The 20701-nt window shown below is 51.6% G+C and carries 12 protein-coding genes, 1 tRNA gene and 2 pseudogenes; 10 read left to right on the forward strand and 5 right to left on the reverse strand.

What is annotated here, in order from left to right; genetic code table 11:
* The first annotated feature begins 37 nt into the window (after window positions 1-37).
* From C2M36_RS04130 to C2M36_RS04145, 4 genes are all read left to right on the forward strand, one after another.
* Window positions 38-4981, forward strand: coding sequence for a S8 family serine peptidase (locus C2M36_RS04130; protein ID WP_105253812.1), 4944 nt, complete (start codon window positions 38-40; stop codon window positions 4979-4981).
* Window positions 4982-5185: 204 nt separating this feature from the next.
* On the forward strand, window positions 5186-5440 hold the full coding sequence (locus tag C2M36_RS04135) for a YkoF family thiamine/hydroxymethylpyrimidine-binding protein (RefSeq protein WP_105188085.1): 255 nt from the start codon (window positions 5186-5188) through the stop codon (window positions 5438-5440).
* 27 nt (window positions 5441-5467) lie between these two features.
* Window positions 5468-6091, forward strand: coding sequence for a nicotinamide riboside transporter PnuC (gene pnuC / locus C2M36_RS04140; protein ID WP_105253813.1), 624 nt, complete (start codon window positions 5468-5470; stop codon window positions 6089-6091).
* Window positions 6084-6869, forward strand: a complete 786-nt coding sequence (locus tag C2M36_RS04145; protein WP_105253814.1) for a phosphotransferase — start codon at window positions 6084-6086, stop codon at window positions 6867-6869. The genes pnuC and C2M36_RS04145 overlap by 8 nt, the downstream gene beginning before the upstream one ends.
* Here C2M36_RS04145 and C2M36_RS04150 read toward each other — a convergent pair.
* Both C2M36_RS04150 and C2M36_RS04155 read right to left on the reverse strand, forming a co-directional pair.
* Window positions 6866-8422: a tetratricopeptide repeat-containing sulfotransferase family protein gene (locus tag C2M36_RS04150; RefSeq protein WP_158678849.1), complete on the reverse strand. Its 1557-nt coding sequence runs from the start codon at window positions 8420-8422 to the stop codon at window positions 6866-6868. The two genes, C2M36_RS04145 and C2M36_RS04150, sit on opposite strands and share 4 nt — an antisense overlap.
* Before the next feature lie 21 nt (window positions 8423-8443).
* Complete coding sequence (locus tag C2M36_RS04155; RefSeq protein ID WP_105253816.1) at window positions 8444-10879, reverse strand: TonB-dependent receptor; 2436 nt, start codon at window positions 10877-10879, stop codon at window positions 8444-8446.
* A 674-nt stretch (window positions 10880-11553) separates the two neighbouring features.
* On the opposite strand from C2M36_RS04155, the gene C2M36_RS04160 reads away from it, so the two are divergent.
* The 3 genes from C2M36_RS04160 (at window position 11554) to C2M36_RS04170 (ending at window position 14824) form a co-directional block, all read left to right on the forward strand.
* A tRNA-Arg gene (locus C2M36_RS04160) sits at window positions 11554-11628 on the forward strand.
* 366 nt (window positions 11629-11994) lie between these two features.
* Window positions 11995-14517, forward strand: a complete 2523-nt coding sequence (locus C2M36_RS04165; RefSeq protein ID WP_105253817.1) for a TonB-dependent receptor plug domain-containing protein — start codon at window positions 11995-11997, stop codon at window positions 14515-14517.
* 94 nt (window positions 14518-14611) lie between these two features.
* Window positions 14612-14824 carry a Rho-binding antiterminator gene (locus C2M36_RS04170; protein WP_105253818.1) on the forward strand — a complete coding sequence of 71 codons (213 nt, stop codon included), beginning with the start codon at window positions 14612-14614 and terminating at the stop codon, window positions 14822-14824.
* Here the strand turns inward: C2M36_RS04170 and zntB are convergent.
* The gene (gene zntB / locus C2M36_RS04175) at window positions 14802-15767 is read right to left on the reverse strand and encodes a zinc transporter ZntB (protein ID WP_105253819.1); all 966 of its coding nucleotides are present in this window, start codon (window positions 15765-15767) and stop codon (window positions 14802-14804) included. The two genes, C2M36_RS04170 and zntB, sit on opposite strands and share 23 nt — an antisense overlap.
* A 178-nt stretch (window positions 15768-15945) precedes the next feature.
* Between zntB and C2M36_RS04180 the strand changes: the two genes are divergently transcribed.
* The 3 genes and pseudogenes from C2M36_RS04180 (at window position 15946) to C2M36_RS04190 (ending at window position 18332) form a co-directional block, all read left to right on the forward strand.
* Window positions 15946-16374: an ATP-dependent zinc protease family protein gene (locus C2M36_RS04180; protein ID WP_105253820.1), complete on the forward strand. Its 429-nt coding sequence runs from the start codon at window positions 15946-15948 to the stop codon at window positions 16372-16374.
* Between the two features lie 8 nt (window positions 16375-16382).
* Entirely contained in the window at window positions 16383-17288 is a 906-nt protein-coding gene (gene rimK / locus C2M36_RS04185; protein ID WP_105253821.1) for a 30S ribosomal protein S6--L-glutamate ligase, read from the forward strand.
* Window positions 17275-18332 (forward strand): annotated as a pseudogene (locus C2M36_RS04190) (succinylglutamate desuccinylase/aspartoacylase family protein). The gene rimK and the pseudogene C2M36_RS04190 overlap by 14 nt, the downstream one beginning before the upstream one ends.
* Before the next feature lie 32 nt (window positions 18333-18364).
* Here the strand turns inward: C2M36_RS04190 and C2M36_RS04195 are convergent.
* Both C2M36_RS04195 and C2M36_RS04200 read right to left on the reverse strand, forming a co-directional pair.
* Window positions 18365-18918 (reverse strand): annotated as a pseudogene (locus C2M36_RS04195) (mechanosensitive ion channel domain-containing protein).
* A 73-nt stretch (window positions 18919-18991) separates the two neighbouring features.
* Window positions 18992-20653, reverse strand: coding sequence for a POTRA domain-containing protein (locus tag C2M36_RS04200; protein WP_158678850.1), 1662 nt, complete (start codon window positions 20651-20653; stop codon window positions 18992-18994).
* Window positions 20654-20701 lie beyond the last annotated feature (48 nt).

A 20701-nucleotide genomic window follows, 5' to 3' on the forward strand; every position in this document is an offset into this window, starting at 1 on the left:
CGCAACATGTGCGCAAATCTTTATCAAGGAATACAACATGTCCAACAAGAATAGAAACTTAAAGGGGTTGGGTCGCAAAAGCACCATTGCGATGCTAACCGCTATGTACGTGGCTGGGGGAGCCGCGTCCGCACAACCGGGCTTTGAAAAAGCGCCTGCCGGCTCTTTTTACACCCCGGTATTTACCGCTGAAGACCTAGCGAATTACAAAGAGTCAAAAGAAGCGCAAACCCTATTTGGTTCTGTGGGTCAGCTAAACAGACATTATCAGGATAATTCACCTAAGAATGTCTTCACACCTAAAGATGGGGTGACCGGCAAGCGTACCTACATAGTACAGCTACAAAACGATGCCGTGGTTAACTATCAAGGCGATATACAAGGTCTTGAGGCCACGGCCCTGACGACCACTCGTACCATGGTGGGTCGCTCAACCTTGAATGTGCGTTCACCCGAGGTGAAAAGCTACCGTCGTTACTTGCAAGACCAGCAAAACAAGGTACTTAGCCGCGCTCAATCGAATGGCGCCAATATCGAAATGAAGCAGCAATTGACGCTGGCTAACAACGCGATGATCGTGACCATGACGCAAGAAGACGCCATGGTGCTGGCCAAGCAAAGCGGCGTTAAGCGTATTACCGAAAACCGTATTTTCGAATTGCGTACCGATCGTGGCCCAGAATTCATCGGTGCCGATAAACTCTGGCAGGGTCAGGTTCCGGCCTCATCGCTAAGCGTTAAGGGTGAAGGCATGGTTGTGGGTATCCTGGATACCGGTGTTAACACCGACCACATCGCCTTTGCTGGCGACGAAGAATACGCTAAGACCAACCCATTTGGTGCTGGTAACTTCATCGGTGACTGTGTTGAATCGCCAGAGTTGTGTAACGATAAGTTGATTGGTGTGCGCTCTTACCCGGAGATCACCGTTGCCAACAGCGATTATATTTTTGGTTATAAAAATCGTCGCCCAGAAAACGGCGAAGACTACAATGGCCACGGCTCTCATACCGCCAGCACTGCTGCGGGTAATGAGTTGCTAGATACACCACTGCAAACCATAGATGGTTCAGTGACCAGCGATGGTATCGACCTGCCTTTCACGTTTGAAAAGACCAGCGGTGTTGCGCCACGTGCCCATATCATCTCTTATCAGGTCTGTTGGCCTGGCAGTGGTGGCGATCCTTATGCGGGCTGTCCAGAATCAGCGATTCTATCTGCCTTTGAAGATGCCATTGCCGATGGTGTAGATACCATTAACTTCTCAATCGGTGGCGGTGAATCCTTCCCTTGGGAAGATCCCATGGAACTGGCATTCTTAAGCGCTCGTAAGGCGGGTATTTCGGTTGCAGCTGCGGCTGGTAACTCGGGCCCTTATTACATGTCAGCGGACCACACCTCACCTTGGGTAACCACCGTAGGTGCATCAACCCATGACCGTGTTATGTCATTGGGTGACAAGGTTATCAATAACTTCCAGGGTGCGCGTGCACCGTTTAATGGCGAATATGCGGGTAAAAGCCACTCGGGTGGGATCACAGGTCCTGTGGTATTAGCGGAAAACTTTGAAGATCCTAATCCGAATGATGCCTATACAGCGGCCAGCTGTAACGTACCTTTCCCTGCGGGAACCTTTACCTCAGATCAAATCGTTGTCTGTGAGCGCGGTGACATTGCCCGTGTAGCGAAAGCCGAAAACGTGGCGGCCGGTGGTGCCGGTGGTTTTATCCTGCAAAATACCAGTTATGGCGATAATGTGGTGGCCGATAACTATGTTATACCGGGGATCCACCTGTCCGCGCAAGCGCGCTGGGCCATTCGTAACTGGGTTAACGCCAACCCGGTAGGCGAAGCGATCGCCACCATAGGTGAGCCGGTGAATACCTACGAGTTTGACCCAGAGAAGGGCAATGAGCTGGCTATCTTCAGTTCGATGGGTCCAAGTCGTTATATCAACAACCTGGTACCGGATGTAACCGCACCGGGCGTTGATATTTACGCGGCTAATGCCGATGATCAGCCGTTTACGGCCAACCCGACCGCTTCGGATTGGACCTTTATGAGCGGTACCTCGATGGCGACTCCGCACGTAACCGGCGCCATGACCTTGTTGATGCAGATGCACCCAACATGGACACCGGCAGAAATTCAATCGGCATTGATGATGACGGCCAATAAGGTTCAGATCTTCAACGGCGTGGTAATGGTTGACCCTTACTACAACTTTATGGCCGGTGGCGGTTCTATCGATGTGGCGCAGGCAGCCAATGCCGGTCTGGTGATGGACGAAACCATTGAGAACTATCAAGAAGCTAACCCGCGCAATGGCGGTTTGGTTGAATGGTTGAACCTACCTTCTTTGGTTAATCAAGACTGTGAGCTTGAATGTTCATGGATGCGTACCGTCAAAGCCACCAAAGATGGTTCATGGCAGGCTAGCGGCTTCGGCTGGGGCGTACAAGGTGAAGACCAAAGCGCTGGCGTTGAGGTGGAAGTATCACCAAGCAGCTTCACATTGAAAGCCGGCGAAACTCAAGATGTCATGGTAACCATGAAGTTGCCAAACATCATCGAGCATAAGCTAGATGCACCAGAGCCTGGTGCGCCTTGGGAAAACACCCTAAATAAAGACACCTGGTTTAACGGCAAGGTCGTGTTTAACAATCTTGATGGCCAATCGCCGGATGCACATTTTACCCTGGTAGCGAAAAACACCTTGGATGAGTTGCCGCAATCCGTGGATATCGATATGGCGCGCAATAAGGCCTCTGAGTCGATTGTTGTTAACACCGACAGCTACAGCCAGCTGACGCCAACCTATTATGGTTTGGTGAAACCAACCACCATCGAAGCGGACGTAATCGGTGTAGGCCCTTATGTGACTAAGGACCGTGTTGAGCGCGCTTGGGACATCCAGTCAATTACCGTTCCTGAAGGCACTAAACGTCTAATGGTGAAGGTAGCCTCTACGGAGCAAACATCAAACCTAGGTGATGTTGTTGAGCCACGCTGGCAGACCAAGAAAGCCCACCTTATCGTTGGTTTTGATGCCAACAACAGTGGTTCTTTCATGGTCAGCGATGAAGAGATTGCAGAAGATCCACAAGCCCTGATCAAGGCGCTTAATGCGGAAATGATCTGTTATTCATCAAGCAGCGTTGAAGACAACTACTGTAACATTATTGACCCTGAGCCAGGCCAGTACTGGTTTGCTACTGCTGCTTTAGCTGCGCCGCGTGATTATGAATATCGCACCAAAACGCACTATGCGGTAATCGGCAATGAATATAATGGTGGCTTTGATGTGTCTGCGCCAGAACAACACAGTGGCAACGGCAACTATGAAATCGCCATTAACTGGGATCTGCCTGAATCGCAAATGGGTGATGTTTACTACGGTGGCTTTGCTCTAGGCAACGCACCGGGTGCCGAAGGCACACTGGGCTTTACCTCTTTGAACTTTAATCACGACAGTGAAGCACTGACCCTAAACGTGAGCCAAGATGCTGCTCGTGCCATGGATGTGCTTGATGTGAACGTGAAGTTGAAGGCGAACTACGAGTCTCAAGAGCGTGATTACAACTTTGAGTTGACTATTCCTGAGGGGATGCAGCTTTGGTCTGAAACCATGACTTCGAACAACGAGCAAGTTGCCGAGATGATTAAGGTTGAAGGCAACAAACTGACTATTGCAGGTACTCAGCAGGCAACCCGCAATGTTAAGCGTGACTATAAAGTGACCAATAACATCACCGATGCCAGCTGTAAGACTCCGATGATCGACGAGTTCTCTACCGGTGGTTACATCGACCTTCAGGGCGAGTTCCGTCTACAGCCGACCACACCTTGGTATGAAGGTGGCTCTAACGTGTACTTTGATGTGCCAATTGACTGGTTATTCTATAAGCAAGGCGCGAAGTTTGAAGTCTACAACCAGGCAAACAACAACGAAGTGCGTTTACACCCAACCGGTGCCATGCAGTTTACACCTCTGTGGTGGATGATGAGCCAACACCGTGGTCCTGGTTTCCTGGTTGAAGCCCTGGCCCCATTCTGGCGTGGCTCGTTCGAAATCGCTAACAAGCGTGACCCTTACGACCCTACCGGTCTAACCATAGCATCACAGTATGCCGAAGAGCGTCCTGACCTAGGTGACCTGTTGTTTATGGAATTCGATAACGTGACCGACAAACGTACCGGTGAAACCTATGACTATGAGGTGATCCTGCGCAGCGGTATCGATGACCATAAGGATAAGTTCGAGGTTATATATGCCTATGACAACCTGGGTGCCAATGTTGATGAGGGTGTGATCATGATCGAAGGCGGTGACAGTGCTTACTCGGGCACGGCTGGCTTCAAAGATGGTGCCCTTTACAATGTGGTTGGTTACAACGACCTAGGCAAGGTGCTTAAAGACGATCTAGTGATCTGTTTCGACTATGTGGGTCCTGAGCAAAGTGAAGTGGAATTCTCTTTCAAAGCGACCGTTAACCCAGAGTCGGCGGGAACCGATAAGGAGATCACCTTAGCCTATGAGCTCGGTGGCGAAGCGAAAACCTTAACTCATACCATTGGCGTTAAAGGTAACCTGAAAATGTCAGCCCTTGATGATATGGCAGTAGAAGAAAACGGCCGTATCGATGGTATCGAAGTGGTGGTACTTGATGCGGACCAATCACCAAACGAACTTTTGGTGAGCGGCGATAACATCAGCGCTGAAATCGATGGCATGTCATTTAACCTTATCCCGAACGCGAACTTCCACGGTGACACGGAAGTAACGGTAACCGTACGTGATAAGGCCAACACCAGCGACAGCGTATCGCAAACCTTTATTCTGAGTGTGGCTTCCGATGGCGTCGAGCCTGAGGTTGTGACTCCAGAGCCTGAGGTTAAGAAATCTTCTGGCGGTAGCACCGGCATCTTTATGTTGATGTCACTGCTGGCCCTGTTCGGCGTACGTCGAGTTCGCGGCTAAACAAGGTTTCTCTGCTAATTAGCTGCCTGAGCGCAGCAAGGAAAAAAGCCCCTAATTAGGGGCTTTTTTATTGCCTGGAATGTGTGAATCCAGTTTATGCAATGACGGGCGAACAGTGAAAGAGGATAAAAGTCACGGCGAAATTTTGGCAACGCTCGGGTTCAGGTTACAATAACGACATTCTTTATTATTAGTGACATGCCCATGAAACTGACCGTTGAAATCAGTAAGTACCCGCTTCATCAAGACTATATTCCCTTTATTAAAGACTTTATCGACCGTCTTAATGAACACAAAGAGCTCAAGGTGATCACCAATACGCTCTCAACTCAAGTTTTTGGTGACTATGATACCGTGATGGCGGTGCTTAGCGCCGAGATCAAACGCTCCTATGAGCAATTCGGTAAGGCCATCTTTGTTTGTAAGTTTTTGCATGGCGATCTGTCGCCTCAAGACTAACTCTTGGAACGCCTTTAGGAACACCTTATGGACGCCTTAAATAGTACCTTATCTGGCTTTGCCGCCATGTCCGGCTGGGAATATGCGGCGGTAGCGCTTTCCGTGGCCTATTTGTTGTTGGCCATGCGCGAAAGTCTATGGTGCTGGCCCGCGGCCTTTTTCAGTACGCTGATCTACACCCTGATGTATTGGCAGGGCGCCTTGCTGATGGAATCCCTGCTGCATTTTTATTATATGGGGATGGCCATTTATGGCTGGTGGGCATGGCGCTATGGCAAGGAGCGTAGCGAGAGTCAGGGCATTGTCAGCTATCGCCTGAGGACGCATGTCTGGCTAATTGCTGCGACCGCGCTTATCGCTGTATGCATAGGCTATGTGATGGATAATTACACTCGTGCCGACTATGCCTACCTGGACAGTTTAACCACCTGCTTTGCGGTGTTAACCACTTACTTTGTTGCGAAAAAGGTGTTGGAAAACTGGCTCTATTGGGTGGTTATCGATGCCGCTTCCATCTATTTGTATCTGGCCAAGGGCTATTATCCGACCGTGGTGCTATTTGTTTTTTATACCTTTATGGCGATTACTGGCTACCTACGCTGGCGCCAGCAATATCAGCAGAAGGAACAGGGAGTGCCGGCCTATGCCTGAGTCGGTGGGTCGCATCCATGCCTTGGTTACGGCATTTAAAGCCGATGCGGTGATTGACCAAATTACCTTTTTGCCACAAGGGGTAAGCAACGAGAACTATCGCGTTGATACGGAGCAGGGCACTTTGCTGGTGAAGCTTTATGGTAAGCCGGTCCCCGCTGCCGCCATCGATGCCCAACGAGCTTTGGCTCAACAAGGCGTTTGTCCCGCACCTGTGTATGTGGATAACGACCATCGCTGTGCCATTTTCGCTTATGCACCGGGGCAGATGCCCGGAGATTTCGATGGCGAACAGGCTCTGTTACGCCTGGTGCAAATTCATGGTCTGCCAAGCGGTGGCACGGCGTTAGACTTGCATGCCGAGCTTGCCGGTTACGCCAATGATCCCTGCTATCGCCCCTACGCCCAGGCGCTGCAAGAGGTAATAGCACTGACGCAGGCTGTAGCCGAAGATTATTGCTTTTGCCATAACGATCTGATCAAAGAGAATATTATTAGCCACCGTGGGCAGTGGCAGTGCATCGACTTTGAATATGCCCAGCATGGTGACCGCTACTTCGATTTAGCCATGTTAACCCTGAGCTTTAAGCTCTCCGCGGGTCAACAGCAGAGTTTGTTTAGCAATTACTTTCGCACGATGAAGCTGCAGGGCAACTGGCAGAAATTTAAGGCCATGCAAAAGCTGGTGGCGGCCCTAAATTACTTTTGGTATGTGCGCCATAAGGTGCAGCATCGTATCGATGAGGCTAAGCTCAGCCTGGATGCGCTCATGGCCTAACTCTTATCTACCAAGGCCTCATATTGGCGCTGATAATGGCGCCAAAAGCCAATGGACGCCTTATTGAGTGGGCGGCGAATTTGTAACTTGCTGGCGGTGGCACAGGCGCTGGGCTTGGTATAAAACTGCAAGCAGTCGTCCTGCCAAGGCAGCTGACAAAACGAATATAATCGGCGCAGTGCCGGCTCACCTTCGCTGACCAGGTCTTCATAGCTTTGCAAAATCACATTCTCCGGATATTTAGCGGCAAAGTGCCGCGCTAAGCGCTCATAATCATCATAAAACGCGGCGATATCCCAAAGCGTAAAGGCATAATGATGGAAAGGGCTGTGCACCTGATAGGCCTGGCGAAAGTTGGCGATGCAGGTGTCTTCTTTGGCGCGCAGCATAAGCACGATTTTCGCTTGGGGCAGGGCATGGACGATAAAGTCGATATAGTAAAAGTTAAACGGCAGTTTATCGCAGCCGCGCTCGGCGTCTCCCTTTAATCCCCTGTAACGACCGAGGTACTCCTTTGCCAAGGTAGCCACATCTCCCTGGCCTGCTCTAGTGATGACCTCGGGCGTCAGAATGGCGGCACCGCTTTGCCCACTTAAGCGCTTGACCCCCTGAGGGAAGTCCTGCAACTCACCTAAAGACGCCAAGTGTGGGCTTTGGCACAGTAACTGGGCTACTAAGGTGGTGCCTGAGCGAGGCATGCCCGCCACAAAGACGGCTTCAGCATCATTATCCTGTTGCGATATAAGCTGAGGCGGTGTCGAGATCAACTGCTGGCAAAAGGCCCTGTGCTTGGCGGCATCAAAGTGAATACGTTTGGCCACCGCTTCCTTGCTGTTTGCAAAGGCGTTAAAGGCCTCGGCATAGTCCCCCAGTAGTTCATGCTCTAAAGCCAGGGCATGGAACAGGTGTTGGCGGGCGATGGCATTTTGCTCTTGTGCCAATAGGGCGGTGAGCTGCTCTATATGCGCCTGCGCTTCGGCCATGGAGCTTTGCTCGGCCAGGGCATAATGGGCGCGATAGTGATTGGGGGTGAGCTGAAGCGCCCGTTGCAACAGTTCTTTGGCTTCGCTGTTAGCGGCCATAATGTTATGGCTGATGGCGGCGTTAACCAGAATATCGGCGTTATCCGGGGCGTATTGAGCGGCGCGCAGATGATAGCCATGAGCGTTGTGATAGTCGCCGAGACGACTATAGAGGTTCGCCAGGGTGTCCAGTTGCCCGGCGTCCGTGAGTGATTCCTGATCTAGGGTTTGCAGCGTCTGGTGGCACTCTTCGCTGCGCCCAAGCAGGTATAAAAACTTGCCGCGGTTAAGGACATACTCCGGCTGCGCCGAAATTGTCAGTGCCTTGTCCAGGAGTTTAACCGCCTTGGTCAGGTCGCCGGCCTGGGCGTTGACCTCGGCCATCAGCGACCAGGCAAGGTGATCTTCAGGATTTTGCTGCAACCGAGTGACCAGATCCTGATGAGCCTGGGTGAGCTGTTGCTGGCGTAACAGGTGCTGAATGTGGTGGCGCAATGTGGAGTCGGTCATATCAATAAAAAAAGGGGGCAACCTTGGTTGCCCCTTAGTGTATTACAGCTCGAAGTTATAGGTAAACTTCATGCCAATGGTCCGTGGAGTGGTGATGTAGTGACCATACACCCGTTGCAATTCAGGCAGCTCATGGTTTTGGTCGGCATAGCGCCCCATACCCGCCCAGGATTTATCACGACGAGTCGAGGTGAAGGCGTACTTGTCGAACAGGTTGTCGACATACAGGGTGGCCGACCACATATCTCCGGAGATCTTGGCGGACAGATTGCTAAGCGCATAGCCCGGCAGCACTTCGCCGTCGGCCTTCAGACCCACCTTGGTATAGACATCGCTTTGTGCGGTCAGGCCATAGTTGATGTTTAACAACTTGTCGCCAAACACTTCATTTTCGTAGCTGACCCCGAGCGATGCTTGATGCTCTGGCGAGCCAGGCAGGCGGTCGCCGTCGGCACCGTCGTAATACGCCTGGTCCGGCTCATACACATCAAAGAGCATAGGGGCATCTTCGGTCAGTTCAGCCTTGGCATAGGAATAGGTGGCATACACAGTCCAGTTATCGCCTAACAGCGCACGGGTCGATAACTCAACGCCTTGGGAGCGGGCCGAGCCAGCGTTGGCGGTAATGATCTCCTGACCATTGACCGTGGTCGACTGAATTTGTGCATCGTCCCAATCAACGCTAAAGAGCGCGGCATTGAAGTGCAGTTTGTTACGTAACCAGGTTGATTTAATACCTAGCTCATAGTTGGTGGTGGTGTCCGGCTTATAGGCCATTTCATTGGGCAGGGCACAGATAATTTGTTGTTCTGGCAGCTGCTCGGGGCACGACTCCAGGCCATTACTACCGCCGATGCGAAAGCCTTCACTGATGGTGAAGTAGGTGACCAAACCATTGTCAAAGGTGTAGTTGGCGTTGAACTTAAACAGGCTGCCGTCATCTTCGGCACTGCTTGGTTCCAGGTCGACATCCGCTCGCGAGGCATAGAATACATCATCCCAGGCATCGAATAAGGGCGTGGCCGAACCGGATTTGGAGTCGATTTCATACTCGTAAAAACGTGCGCCCAGGGTGATGTTGAACTGATCGGTAAAGGCATAGCCCACCTCACCAAACAAGGCTTTTTCCGTGGTATCTGACTCGGTGATAGCAATGTACTCTAGGTCCGGTTCGATATTGGGAATGTCGCTGCCATAGTCGAAGTTATCGAAGCCCGGGGCATATTCCCTGTCGTCCGATTTGCTTTCAAACTTGTTGTAGTAAGCGCCAACAATCCAGTTCCAGGGCCCATCATGGCTGGAAACCAGGCGCAGCTCCTGGGTAAAGCTGTCTTGCTCACTGGTGTCCTTGGTGTAATCGACAAAGGCCGGGAAGTTGGCGTAGCCGGTCCAGATATCGTAAAGCAGATCGGTTTGATCGCGCTGACCTTCTTGTTCATAGCTCGACCAGCCCGAGGCCGAAACCAGCTCGGCAAAGCCTAAATCGGCTTTTAGCTCCAGGCTAAGCAATTCATCTTCTTGCTCATTGGGCTCTTCAACACGGTAGGCTGAGTCGTATTTGCCGACCAAGTCGTGAATGGGGTTATCCGGGCTGATGCTGCCGTATTGGGTGATCGAGTTGCCGCCGTGTTCCTGCTTTTGATAGAAGTAGTTGAGGGTGCCCTCGAACACTTCATTGGGAGCCCAGCGCAGTGACAGACGCGCCGTGGTAATGTCTTCATCATTGGCGTCTTCGACCTGTTTAAGGTTCGCTTTGACCTCGTCGGCATTGTTCCAATCCGGGTCGGGTAGGGATACACCTGGCTCGCGCACCACGAAATTGTAATCCATATATCCTGGATTATGGTAGTAGTTTACGCTGGCACGGACCGCCAGTTCGTCTTCTATGATAGGGGTATTAAATACAAAACCCCCTTCGCCGCCCATGCCATCGCTTTGTGACAAGGTAAACAGGTCGCCGCTGATTTGCCCTTCTGTGATGTCCAGTACCGGCGCCTTAAGCATATAACGAATGGCGCCACCGAGCGTACCGGCACCGTACAGGGTGCCTTGTGGGCCGATCAGCACCTCGACGCGCTCCACGTCGGTAAGACGTAAATTGATATTAAGGGGGATCTCACCCAAATAGGTGGCCACGGTACCACTGTCGGAGGCACGCTCCGACGAGTTGGTGTTTAAGCCGCGCACTATGATAGGCGAGCCTTCACGTCCGCCCTGATCGGTAATGGTCAGGCCTGGTACCCAGCGCGCCACGTCTTCGAGCTGAGCAATATTTTGATCTTTCATCACGTCGGCATCCATGGCGGTGATGTTGAGCGGCGCCTCTTGCGCCGAACCGCTGCGACGAGTCGCGGTAATTTGAATGACTTCCAATGCCTTTTCTTGCTTGATTTCGCTATTGGCTTGCTCGGCGTTGGCGTAGCCACATAAGCAGCCGGCAATGGCCGTAGCCAGTAGTGTTGGCTTAAATTTACCCATGTTGTATTACCCTGTGATTTTGATATAGCAATGCAATCTGCCATTCAATAAAAAGCATGTTAACAATAATTAAACAACCCCCTAAAAAAGGGACGGAAATTAATATTCAATCATTGCGCTTTTTTATTCTCTATTTGCCGGGTCACGTGCATTTTTGTGCAAAAATATTCGCTATTTTTTTGCGTGATATTGCTCTAAAGGCGGACTTTTGATGTTAGGAACTAATTTCTATATTTCCCATCCAGCCGGGCATTTTGACTCGGAAATAAAGGTTTTCTGAATTTAAATGCAAGTATAGGGAATTTAAATTCAATTTATAGGTTTTTCTAGTCAATATATTGTGGTTATTTTGTTGTTTTTTTGTAGCTGCTCTGATCTGGTGCATAAAAATGCTGGAAGTGCGTTTACTCTGCATATATAAGCTGTTGTTTTTATGCCAATAATGGCTGTTGTCTACGCTTTTTATCCAGAGCTTTGAACAACTGGGCAGCGCGCAAAAAGACAGGCGGGAGCCTCCCCTTGTTTAAGTCTGAAATCTCAGTCGATAAACTGGATGAGTCGGCTACTTTGTCACTGCATAAATTATCGCCATCCGATTAGCGAGGGCTGGTATTTCCTCAGGGATGCCATTACTATAGGCGCAGTTGGCGCTATCCCATGCTGCCGACTCCGCTGCTCTCGTGGTGAAATGGATATCACGTGGCCCTCCGGAGGCCAAGTTCTAGGTTCGATCCCTAGCGAGAGCGCCATTACTGGCCAATCAGTAAGTTATATTTTTATTCCTTCACCCCGCTTCATTTTTGTTTGGTTGTTTCGGTGCTTATAAATTTGCCCCCCCGGCTAGGCGTTAACCCTTAGTGGACTGTGTTGTCATTAATCCGCAAAATTATTTCACCTCTCCTTATCGTGAATATGCCTATAAAACAGGCGGTAAGCTGTGTTTTCTTGCATGATTTTAGCGACCGGTTAGCACCTTGTTTACGCCTGAAACAGCCTGTTATTGAGTGCTAATTTCGGTGAATAAGTTAGTTTATTTTGCTATTTGCTGTTACCAAAACGGCTACGTATGATTGCCTCCTTTTTTATCACCTAGTTCCAGTATTCGGGGGATTTTCATGACAATTACAACCAAGCACCTGGCTTTAAGTCTGGCTATCGCATCGGCATTGGGCAGTGCGCCAAGCCTTGCCACCAAGGCGCAAAACGACAACGCGGCAGAGCAAGATATGGAAGTGATTGCCGTGACCGGTACTCGCCGCAGCCTGCGTAGCCTGGGAGAGAGCACGGTGCCCGTCGATGTGATCACCAGTGCTGACATGACCAGCACCGGCCAGTTGGAAATCAGCCAGGTGTTGGCTTCTCAGGTGCCGAGCTTTAACTACCCCAGTGCCACCCTGGCGGATGGTACGGATCACGCCCGTCCAGCGGTATTGCGCGGTTTGGCCCCGGACCATACCCTGGTACTGGTTAATGGCAAGCGTCGTCACGCCGGTGCCCTGTTAAGTCTAGGTGGCGTAGTGGGTCGCGGCTCGACCGCGGTGGATTTAAATATGATCCCCGTTGCCGCCATTAAGCGCGTGGAAGTGTTGCGCGACGGTGCCGCCGCTCAGTACGGCTCAGATGCCATAGCCGGGGTGATCAATATAGTGCTAAAGGACGCCGATGAAGGCGGTAGCATCAGTGCCACCTACGGCGAGTACGATACGCAAATGGCTGGTGCGCCTCAGCTGGAGCGTGTCTATGCCGACAACAATGGCGACTTGGCTTTTGTAACCGGTGATGACCGCCGGATCAACGATGGTGCCAACCGCACCTTCAGTGCCAACACGGGTTTAGCCTTGGGCGATGATGGCTTTGTGAATATCGCCCTGGAGTATCGTGACCATGAGCCAACCCTGCGCTCTGGTTTTGATCCTCGCGAACAATATGCCCGTCTTGACGACGGCAGCCTGGACCCGCGCGAATTTACCATAGAGCGTTACAATCACCGCTTTGGTAAGGCGGCACTGGAAGATGTCGCCTTGTTTATCAATAGCGGCTATGAGCTGGGTCAGGGCTATCGCTTGTATGCCTTCGGCAGCTACTCCGAGCGTGAAGGCAATTCCGGCGGTTTCTATCGCCGTGCCAAAGACAGTCGCAACGTGCTCGCGCTTTATCCCGATGGCTTCTTGCCGCAGATTGATACTGACGTACAGGATTATGCCTTGGCCCTTGGTCTGGAAGGGGAGAGCGGCGACTGGAGCTGGGATATCAGTAGCAACTATGGCCGCAATGATTTTGCCTTCGGCGTCAGCAACAGTCTGAATACCTCGCTAGGCATTAATAGCCCGAGGGAGTTCGATAACGGCGCCCTGGTGTATGACCAATGGTTGTTAAACGCCGATGCCAGTACCGTGCTTGATTTAGGTTTAAACGATGATGTGTTTTTCACTATCGGTGTCGAGTATCGTCGTGAGGGCTACCAAATAGAGCCGGGTGAAGAGGCCTCCTATATTACCGCCGTCGATAGCAACGGCGCTCCGTTAGGAGCCGGAGGTGCCCAGGTATTGCCTGGTTTTAGCCCCGCCAGTGTGACCGATGAAAGTCGCTACAATATGGCGCTGTTTGCGGAATTCGATACCTATCTCAACGAGGATTGGAACCTGGTTTTGGCCGGTCGCCTGGAAGACTACAGTGATTTCGGCAGCACCTTTACGGCGAAACTGGCAAGCCGCTATAGCATTAGCGACAACCTAAGCCTACGCGGTGCAATCAGCAGCGGTTTCCGGGCGCCCTCTTTGGCACAAAGCTCATACCGCCAGATCTCTACCGTGTTGGAAAACAACCAGCCATTTGAAGTTGGTTTGTTCCCCGCCGATACCGCTGCGGCACAGGCCTTGGGAGCTAAGCCGCTGGAGGCCGAAGAGTCGGTCAATATCACCGCCGGCTTTATCTATAATCGCGGCGCCTTCAGCCTGACCCTGGATGCTTATCGTATCGATATCGACGATCGCATCGTGTTGTCGGAAAACCTCGAGGGCGACGAAGTGGCGGCGATTCTTGCGGCGGCCGGTGAGACCAATGTTGAGAGCGTGCGCTATTTCACCAATGCCATCGACTCGCGTACACAGGGCGTGGATATTGTCGCTACCTACCAGCTTGATTTGGCAACCTGGGGTGATATGCGCTTAAGCGCGGCGGCCAACTTTAACGACACCGAGATCACCGCCGTTAAAGACAATCCGGCGCAGTTGGATTCATTGGGTGAAAGCTACCAGTTGTTTGCCCGTCGTGAAATCGGCCGTTTTGAAGAGGGCACCCCGGATAGCAAATTAAACCTGGCGGCGACATGGGATTTGGGTCAGTGGCAAACCACTTTAAGAGTGACCCGTTATGGGGAAGTGGCGGACATTTCCTCACAGCCGGAGCGTGACGAATACCTGGATGCCAAATGGCTGACCGATCTGGAAGTAGCCTATCATCCTGATGCTAGTTGGAAGCTGGCGTTAGGCGCCAATAACCTGTTCGATCAATACCCGCAGGCGACGGTGGACAATGTCGGTCAGTCTGATTTTAACCAGATTTTCCCTTATACGCCGTTTGCGCCTTATAGCCTGGACGGGCGCTTTATCTACGGCAATATTACCTATCGTTTTTAGTGAACTAAAAGCAATTACCCGGGGCTCAATGAGCCCTTTTTTTAGCGCTATGCTATAAGACAAGAGTGCATTTGTTTTAAAGGAGGGGAAGTGGATGACCTATACGCCGATTTCCTGCGAGCAGCATGACCTAATTGAGATTTTTTGTATGCGCCACAATAAGGTGGCGGTGACACTGCACAGCGGCGAGCAATTTTTTGCCCGTGCAGAAGATGTGGGGATCATCAGTGGCCAGGGTGAGTGGCTGCACTTTAGCAACCACAGCAGTGTGCGCCTGGATCAGATCAAAGCCATTTCTTTAGCTTAAAATAAACGGCAATCAAGGCGGTCAGAGCCACCAGGGCAATGACGAAAATGGCAAAAGCCGCATCGGACTCGGTGCCCGGTATGCCGCCTATATTGACTCCCAGCAGACCGGTCAAAAAGCCCAAAGGCAAGAAGAGCGCCGCCACCACAGACATCACATACATACGTTTATTTAACTGGTCAGAAACCTGGCTAGAGACCTCTTGTTGAATAATTTGTGCACGCTCTATATTCATATCCAACTCTTCTAAATAGCGCACCAAATGGTTGATGGTCTCGCTAAGGCGCGAGCAATCATCGTCTTGGAGCCAGCTTGGCTGTTGGCTTAACAGGCCGCGCAGCGCGTCTTTTTGTGGGCGGATATAGCGTTTGAGGCCTATGGTTTGTCGGCGCACCTGAGAGAGCGCATTGTGATCATGGGGCTTGGCACTGTCGACCTGCTCCTCAAATTGATCGAGCTTGTCTTCGAGTTCATCGATGACGTCTTGCATCCGCGAGGTAAGGTTTTCGCTCAGTTGGCAGATAAGCGAGGATGCATCCTTGGGGCCCTTGCCTGCGCGCAGTGTATCCGCTAGAGCGCTGACCGATAGCAGGCGGCGATGACGGGTCGACACTATCAGGCGTTCGCTCACATAGAGGCGAATTGACACCATGTCGTCCGGCGTTTGTGCCGGGTTAAGGTTCACCCCACGCAAAAACATCAGCGTACCTTGGCCCTCGGACACCATGCGTGGACGAGTTTCTTCGGCCAGCAGTGATTGGTAGGCAAAATCACTGAGGTTAACGCCGTCAAGGTAGTCCTGAGCTTCATCAAAGCAATAATCGAGATGCAGCCATAGAAGCCCGTCACTGCTTTGCCAGGCGCTAATTTGTTCCTTATTGGTTAGCTCCTTGCTAACACCACCTTGGCCGTCGAGCACTAAAGCATGGATTAATGCACTCATGGGGAATTCCCTTTTTGTTGTCATTATTTTCTTCTATCCTTGACTACAACCTCGTGAAGATCAATTAATTATATTAATCGACGCGAGTAAATTAATTCACTGTTCTTTACAGTGAATTGCCGTATAAAGCGGATTTTTAACAACTTGCTCCCGTCGGAGCACTGAGCTGGTAGCCATTATGGAAAACAGAATATTAGTTGGTTGGCGCGAGTGGGTAGCGCTACCTGAGTTAGGGATCGAGCAGATCAAAGCCAAGGTAGACACCGGGGCTCGCACCTCTTGTATTCACGCGTTTAAGGTCGAACCTTATCTGCAGGATGGCGAAAAATGGGTTCGTTTTTGGGTGCACCCCAACCAAGACGATGTCGAAACCGAAATCCAGTGCCAAGCTAAAGTAAAAGATGAGCGAACCGTCACCGACTCCGGTGGTCATCGTGAAATGCGTTATGTTATTGAAACCTTGTTGAGTATTGATGGCCAGCAATGGCCAGTGGAGGCGACACTGACGAACCGCGATACCATGAAGTTTCGGATGCTGCTAGGGCGCACCGCCATGGTGGGCCGCATTGTGGTTGACCCTGAGCTCTCACACCAAACAAAGTTATAAGGATAACTATGAAAATTGGTATTTTATCGCGCAACAAAAATCTCTATTCCACTCGTCGCCTGATCGAAGCGGCGGAAAAGCGTGGCCATGAGGTGCGCGTATTGGATGCGTTGCGTTGTTATATGAACATCAACTCGCAGGAGCCGGAAATTCATTATCGAGGTGAAAAGCTCGAGGGTTTTAATGCCATTATCCCGCGTATTGGCGCCTCAGTTACCTTTTATGGCTGCTCGGTGTTACGTCAGTTTGAAATGATGGGTGTGTATCCGGTCAATGAATCGGTCGCCATTACCCGCTCGCGCGATAAGTTGCGTTCATTGCAGCTGCTATCGCGTAAAGGTGTGGGCATGCCGGTCACCGGGTTTGCGTCAAAGCCCGATGATGTAAAAGACCTGTTGGAAATGGTTGGCGGTGCGCCTGTGGTGATCAAGTTGCTTGAGGGTACCCAGGGCATTGGTGTGGTGCTGGCGGAAACCCGCAAGGCGGCAGAGAGCGTGATCGAGGCCTTTATGGGTTTGAAAGCCAACATCATGGTGCAGGAATACATTAAGGAAGCCGGCGGTGCCGATATCCGTTGTTTCGTTATCGGCGATCGGGTTATTGCGGCAATGAAGCGTCAGGCCCAAGAGGGTGAATTCCGCTCTAACCTGCACCGCGGCGGCAGTGCCAGCCTGGTTCGTATTACACCAGAAGAGCGTAAAACCGCAGTGGCGGCGGCCAAAGCCATGGGCTTGAACGTGGCCGGCGTTGATCTGTTACGATCCGAGCGTGGTCCCTTGGTGATGGAAGTGAACTCGTCGCCGGGCTTAGAAGGCATTGAAGTGGCGACCGGCAAGGACATTGCCAGCATGATCATTCAATTTATTGAAAAGAATGCGAAAGAAAAAAGGACGAGAACCCGTGGCAAGGGCTAAGAAAAATACGCCATTTACCATGTTAGGGGAGCAGGTAGCTCCCGGAGAGCGCCGCGTCTTTGAACTGGAAGCGGCCAAGTTGTACACCCACTCGCCCTTAACCATCAGTATTGAGGTGGTTAATGGCGTTGAGCCTGGGCCCACCCTGTTAATTTGCGCTGCCATTCACGGCGACGAACTTAACGGGGTGGAAATAGTGCGGCAAACCCTGGCTAAGGTGGATGTCGCCAAGCTGCGTGGCACCCTGATCGCGGTGCCCGTAGTGAATGTGTTTGGCTTTATTCATAAGTCCCGTTATTTGCCGGATAGACGCGATTTAAATCGTTGCTTCCCCGGCTCAATACGTGGCTCTGTGGCCGGGCGCATGGCCAATACCTTTTTCAACGAGGTGGCGGTGCACTGCAGTCATATTATCGATTTGCATACCGGCGCCATTCACCGCACTAATTTGCCGCAAATTCGCGCCGACTTGAGCAATGATGAAACCACGAAGATAGCCAACGCCTTTGGTACTCCGGGGTGATCAATGCCTCTTTGCGCAATGGTTCACTGCGCTCCGAAGCGGCGGCCCGAGGTATTCCGGTGATCACCTATGAAGCAGGTGAAGCGCTGCGCTTTGACCCGATAGCCATCGCCGCCGGCGTGCAAGGGGTGGAAAACGTGATGCGTAAGCTACGTATGATGCGTGGTAAGCGGGTGCGCAAGCAGGCCGAGCCGGTCATTGCCTCGGCCACCAGTTGGATCCGTGCGGAAACCGATGGCATCATTCGCGCCCAGGTCTCTTTGGGTGAGCGGGTGCGTCAGGGTCAGGTATTGGCCTATATTAACAGCCCCCTTGGCGATACCGAGTGTGCCGTAGTGGCACCACGCAGCGGGATTGTGATTGGGCAGCAAACTCTGCCACTGGTGAACGAAGGCGATGCGGTGTTCCATTTGGCCTATTTTGCCCACGCCAATTCCATCGTTGAGCAGCAACTCGAAACGTTTATCGATGAGATCAGTGACATGGATGACGAGCTTAAAACCGCAGAGCTCAACAATTAATTAAATGAATAAAAATAAGCGCCTTGAGGCGCTTATTTTTTTGGTCCGAGTATTTTGCGTATCGGTTTGGCTTTTTGTGGCGGCTTGTTCAGCACCATGACCGGGCGGGTAACAAACAGGTTATTGGGGTAGAGCACCCTGTGACCGTCGACATGCTCCAACACCACATTCATCAAGCCCATTTCAATAATGCGCCCCTCGACAAAGTTGGCGCCATCGATCACCTTGACCCAGTAGCCTACGCGGCAATCGTTTTGCGCAAACATCAATAAGAAAGAGGTCAGATTAGACAGCAGTGACCAGCCGGCAAATAGGGCGACGCCAAGCATGGCAAAGAGGCTTGAACCTAACACCAGCAGGCCCCGTAATTCTATGCCCAAAAAACCAGCAACATACAGGTCAGCACTATGGCCAGCAGGATTTTCAGCAGCAAGAGTGCCCGCTGTTTACGATGGGGATCGACGCGCCCGCGTATGGTTTTTTCAAATATCTTTTGCTGTAAACGCACTAGCAAAGGGAACAGCAGCAGCAGTCCCAGGGTGATAATCCATTTATAGTTTTGGCTGACTAATTCCAGTAGCGACACCGTTTTTTTCCTACCAATAAAGGAAGCATTAAAAGCTGCTATATAGCATGGAATATTGACGTAACAAAGGGGATTAGAAAGATTTTTTTACACTGACCAGCCACTGTAGCGGGTCGACATCATCACTGCGATTGATAGGGCGGGCGACATCCAGATGGATCACCGCACCGGCGTTGGCGCGACTCGGCGCCAGGCGTAAGCCGAAGCCAAGGTTATGGCGAAAATGGGCGTTTTCCTGGTTGTCATGAAACCAGGCTTGGCCGGCATCGTAAAACAAGGCGCCGCCGACCCTGAATAGCTGCCAGAGATTATATTGCCAGTAATAGCGTTTTTCGATGCTAAACAGCGCGCGCCTGTCGCCAAGCTGGTAGTGATGGGGGTAGCCCCGCAGGCCGGTGTCACCACCCAGAGGAAGTTGCTGATCTGCGGTCAACCCCTCGGCGGCGTCCACTTGCCCCTTCACATACCAGGACTGGGCATCGTCACTGTTATACAGGTATTCGGCGTGAGCGCCGAAAAAGAGGTTCTCCGCTTCAAAATCTTGCTCACGGATAGTGCCATCTATGCCGAGCGACCAACGCCATAAGCTGCGTTGGCTGATATAGTGGCTGCGATGGACATTGAGCTTAAGTATATAACGACTGGCATCGTCGCTTAAGGTGCTCGGCGAGTAACCGAATTGCGCATGGATCTGCCAGCCCAGATTAAGGTCTTCGGTGCGGCTAATGGTGTCGATATTATGCACCTTCACAAAATCGTCTTCGAGCCAGCTAATGTCGATATAGGGATAAGACAAGGTGCGCTCCGTGGCGATGGGCAGATAGGTTTCTGGCAGCTCGTAAAAACGCTCGTTTTGGTAACGGTAGCCCAGGCGGATGCGCTGGGTCCAATGCTCCGCCGGGCGTCGGGCGAGGCCGAAAAACACCTCGCTGATACTGGTATCCTGAGAGAACTCGCTGATGGTTTTACCCTTGTTATAGAGCTTTTCATCGCGGCGATTACTGCCGTTGGCAAAGCCGTAACTATAGGGCGTGTCGAGAGAGTAGAAGGGGTAACTCAGGGCCAGCCAATGACGCTCGCCATCACTGTTATCGGCATACTCGAGACGCCCCTTGTAACGACTGCCGAAGACATTGGGATCGGCGTAGGTAAATTCGTAGCCGCTGCGGTCATCATCATTGGTACGTACCAAGGACAGGTGTTTCCCCCAGCCTAAAAAGTTACCGTCGCGAAAGCCGAAGGTGGAGCGGTTTTCACCGCCGCTGCGGCTAAAGCTGATCTCCGGCAGTAAGGTCCAGAGTTCACGGGTGGTGATCACCACATCAATGTATTCTTCACAGCGCTCGCTGGCGCTGATTTGGGCATCATACAAATAGCCTTGTTGGCGCAGCAGGCGCTCTGATTCCTTCAGTAACTCTGGGTCATAAGGGTCGCCTTCGCCAAACAGCAGAATGTTTTTCAATACCTGGGGCTCGGTCATGATGTGCATCTTGTTGGCAAGGTGAAACAGCCAATTGTCTTCGCTTGGCAGGTCGGTATTGAAAATATTGTTTTGGATAAAGTGAATATGGCCTATTTGCCGGGTGCCGTCGGCTTCGGGGAGTGGCTGTTTATCGGCGAGTTGTCGCGATAGCAACTGGTCTGTATCATTCTCTAGGTGCTCGCCGCTGCACTGCGCCAGAGCTTGTCCTTGTGCCGCCACTAAGATCCCTAAAGTCACTACCAGCCGCTTCATTTAACTCACTATTTTTTATCTCCCGTCATTTCAGTCTAATGCACAAAG

The sequence above is a fragment of the Pseudoalteromonas sp. T1lg75 genome (genome assembly GCF_002964705.1).
Classification (GTDB): domain Bacteria; phylum Pseudomonadota; class Gammaproteobacteria; order Enterobacterales; family Alteromonadaceae; genus Pseudoalteromonas.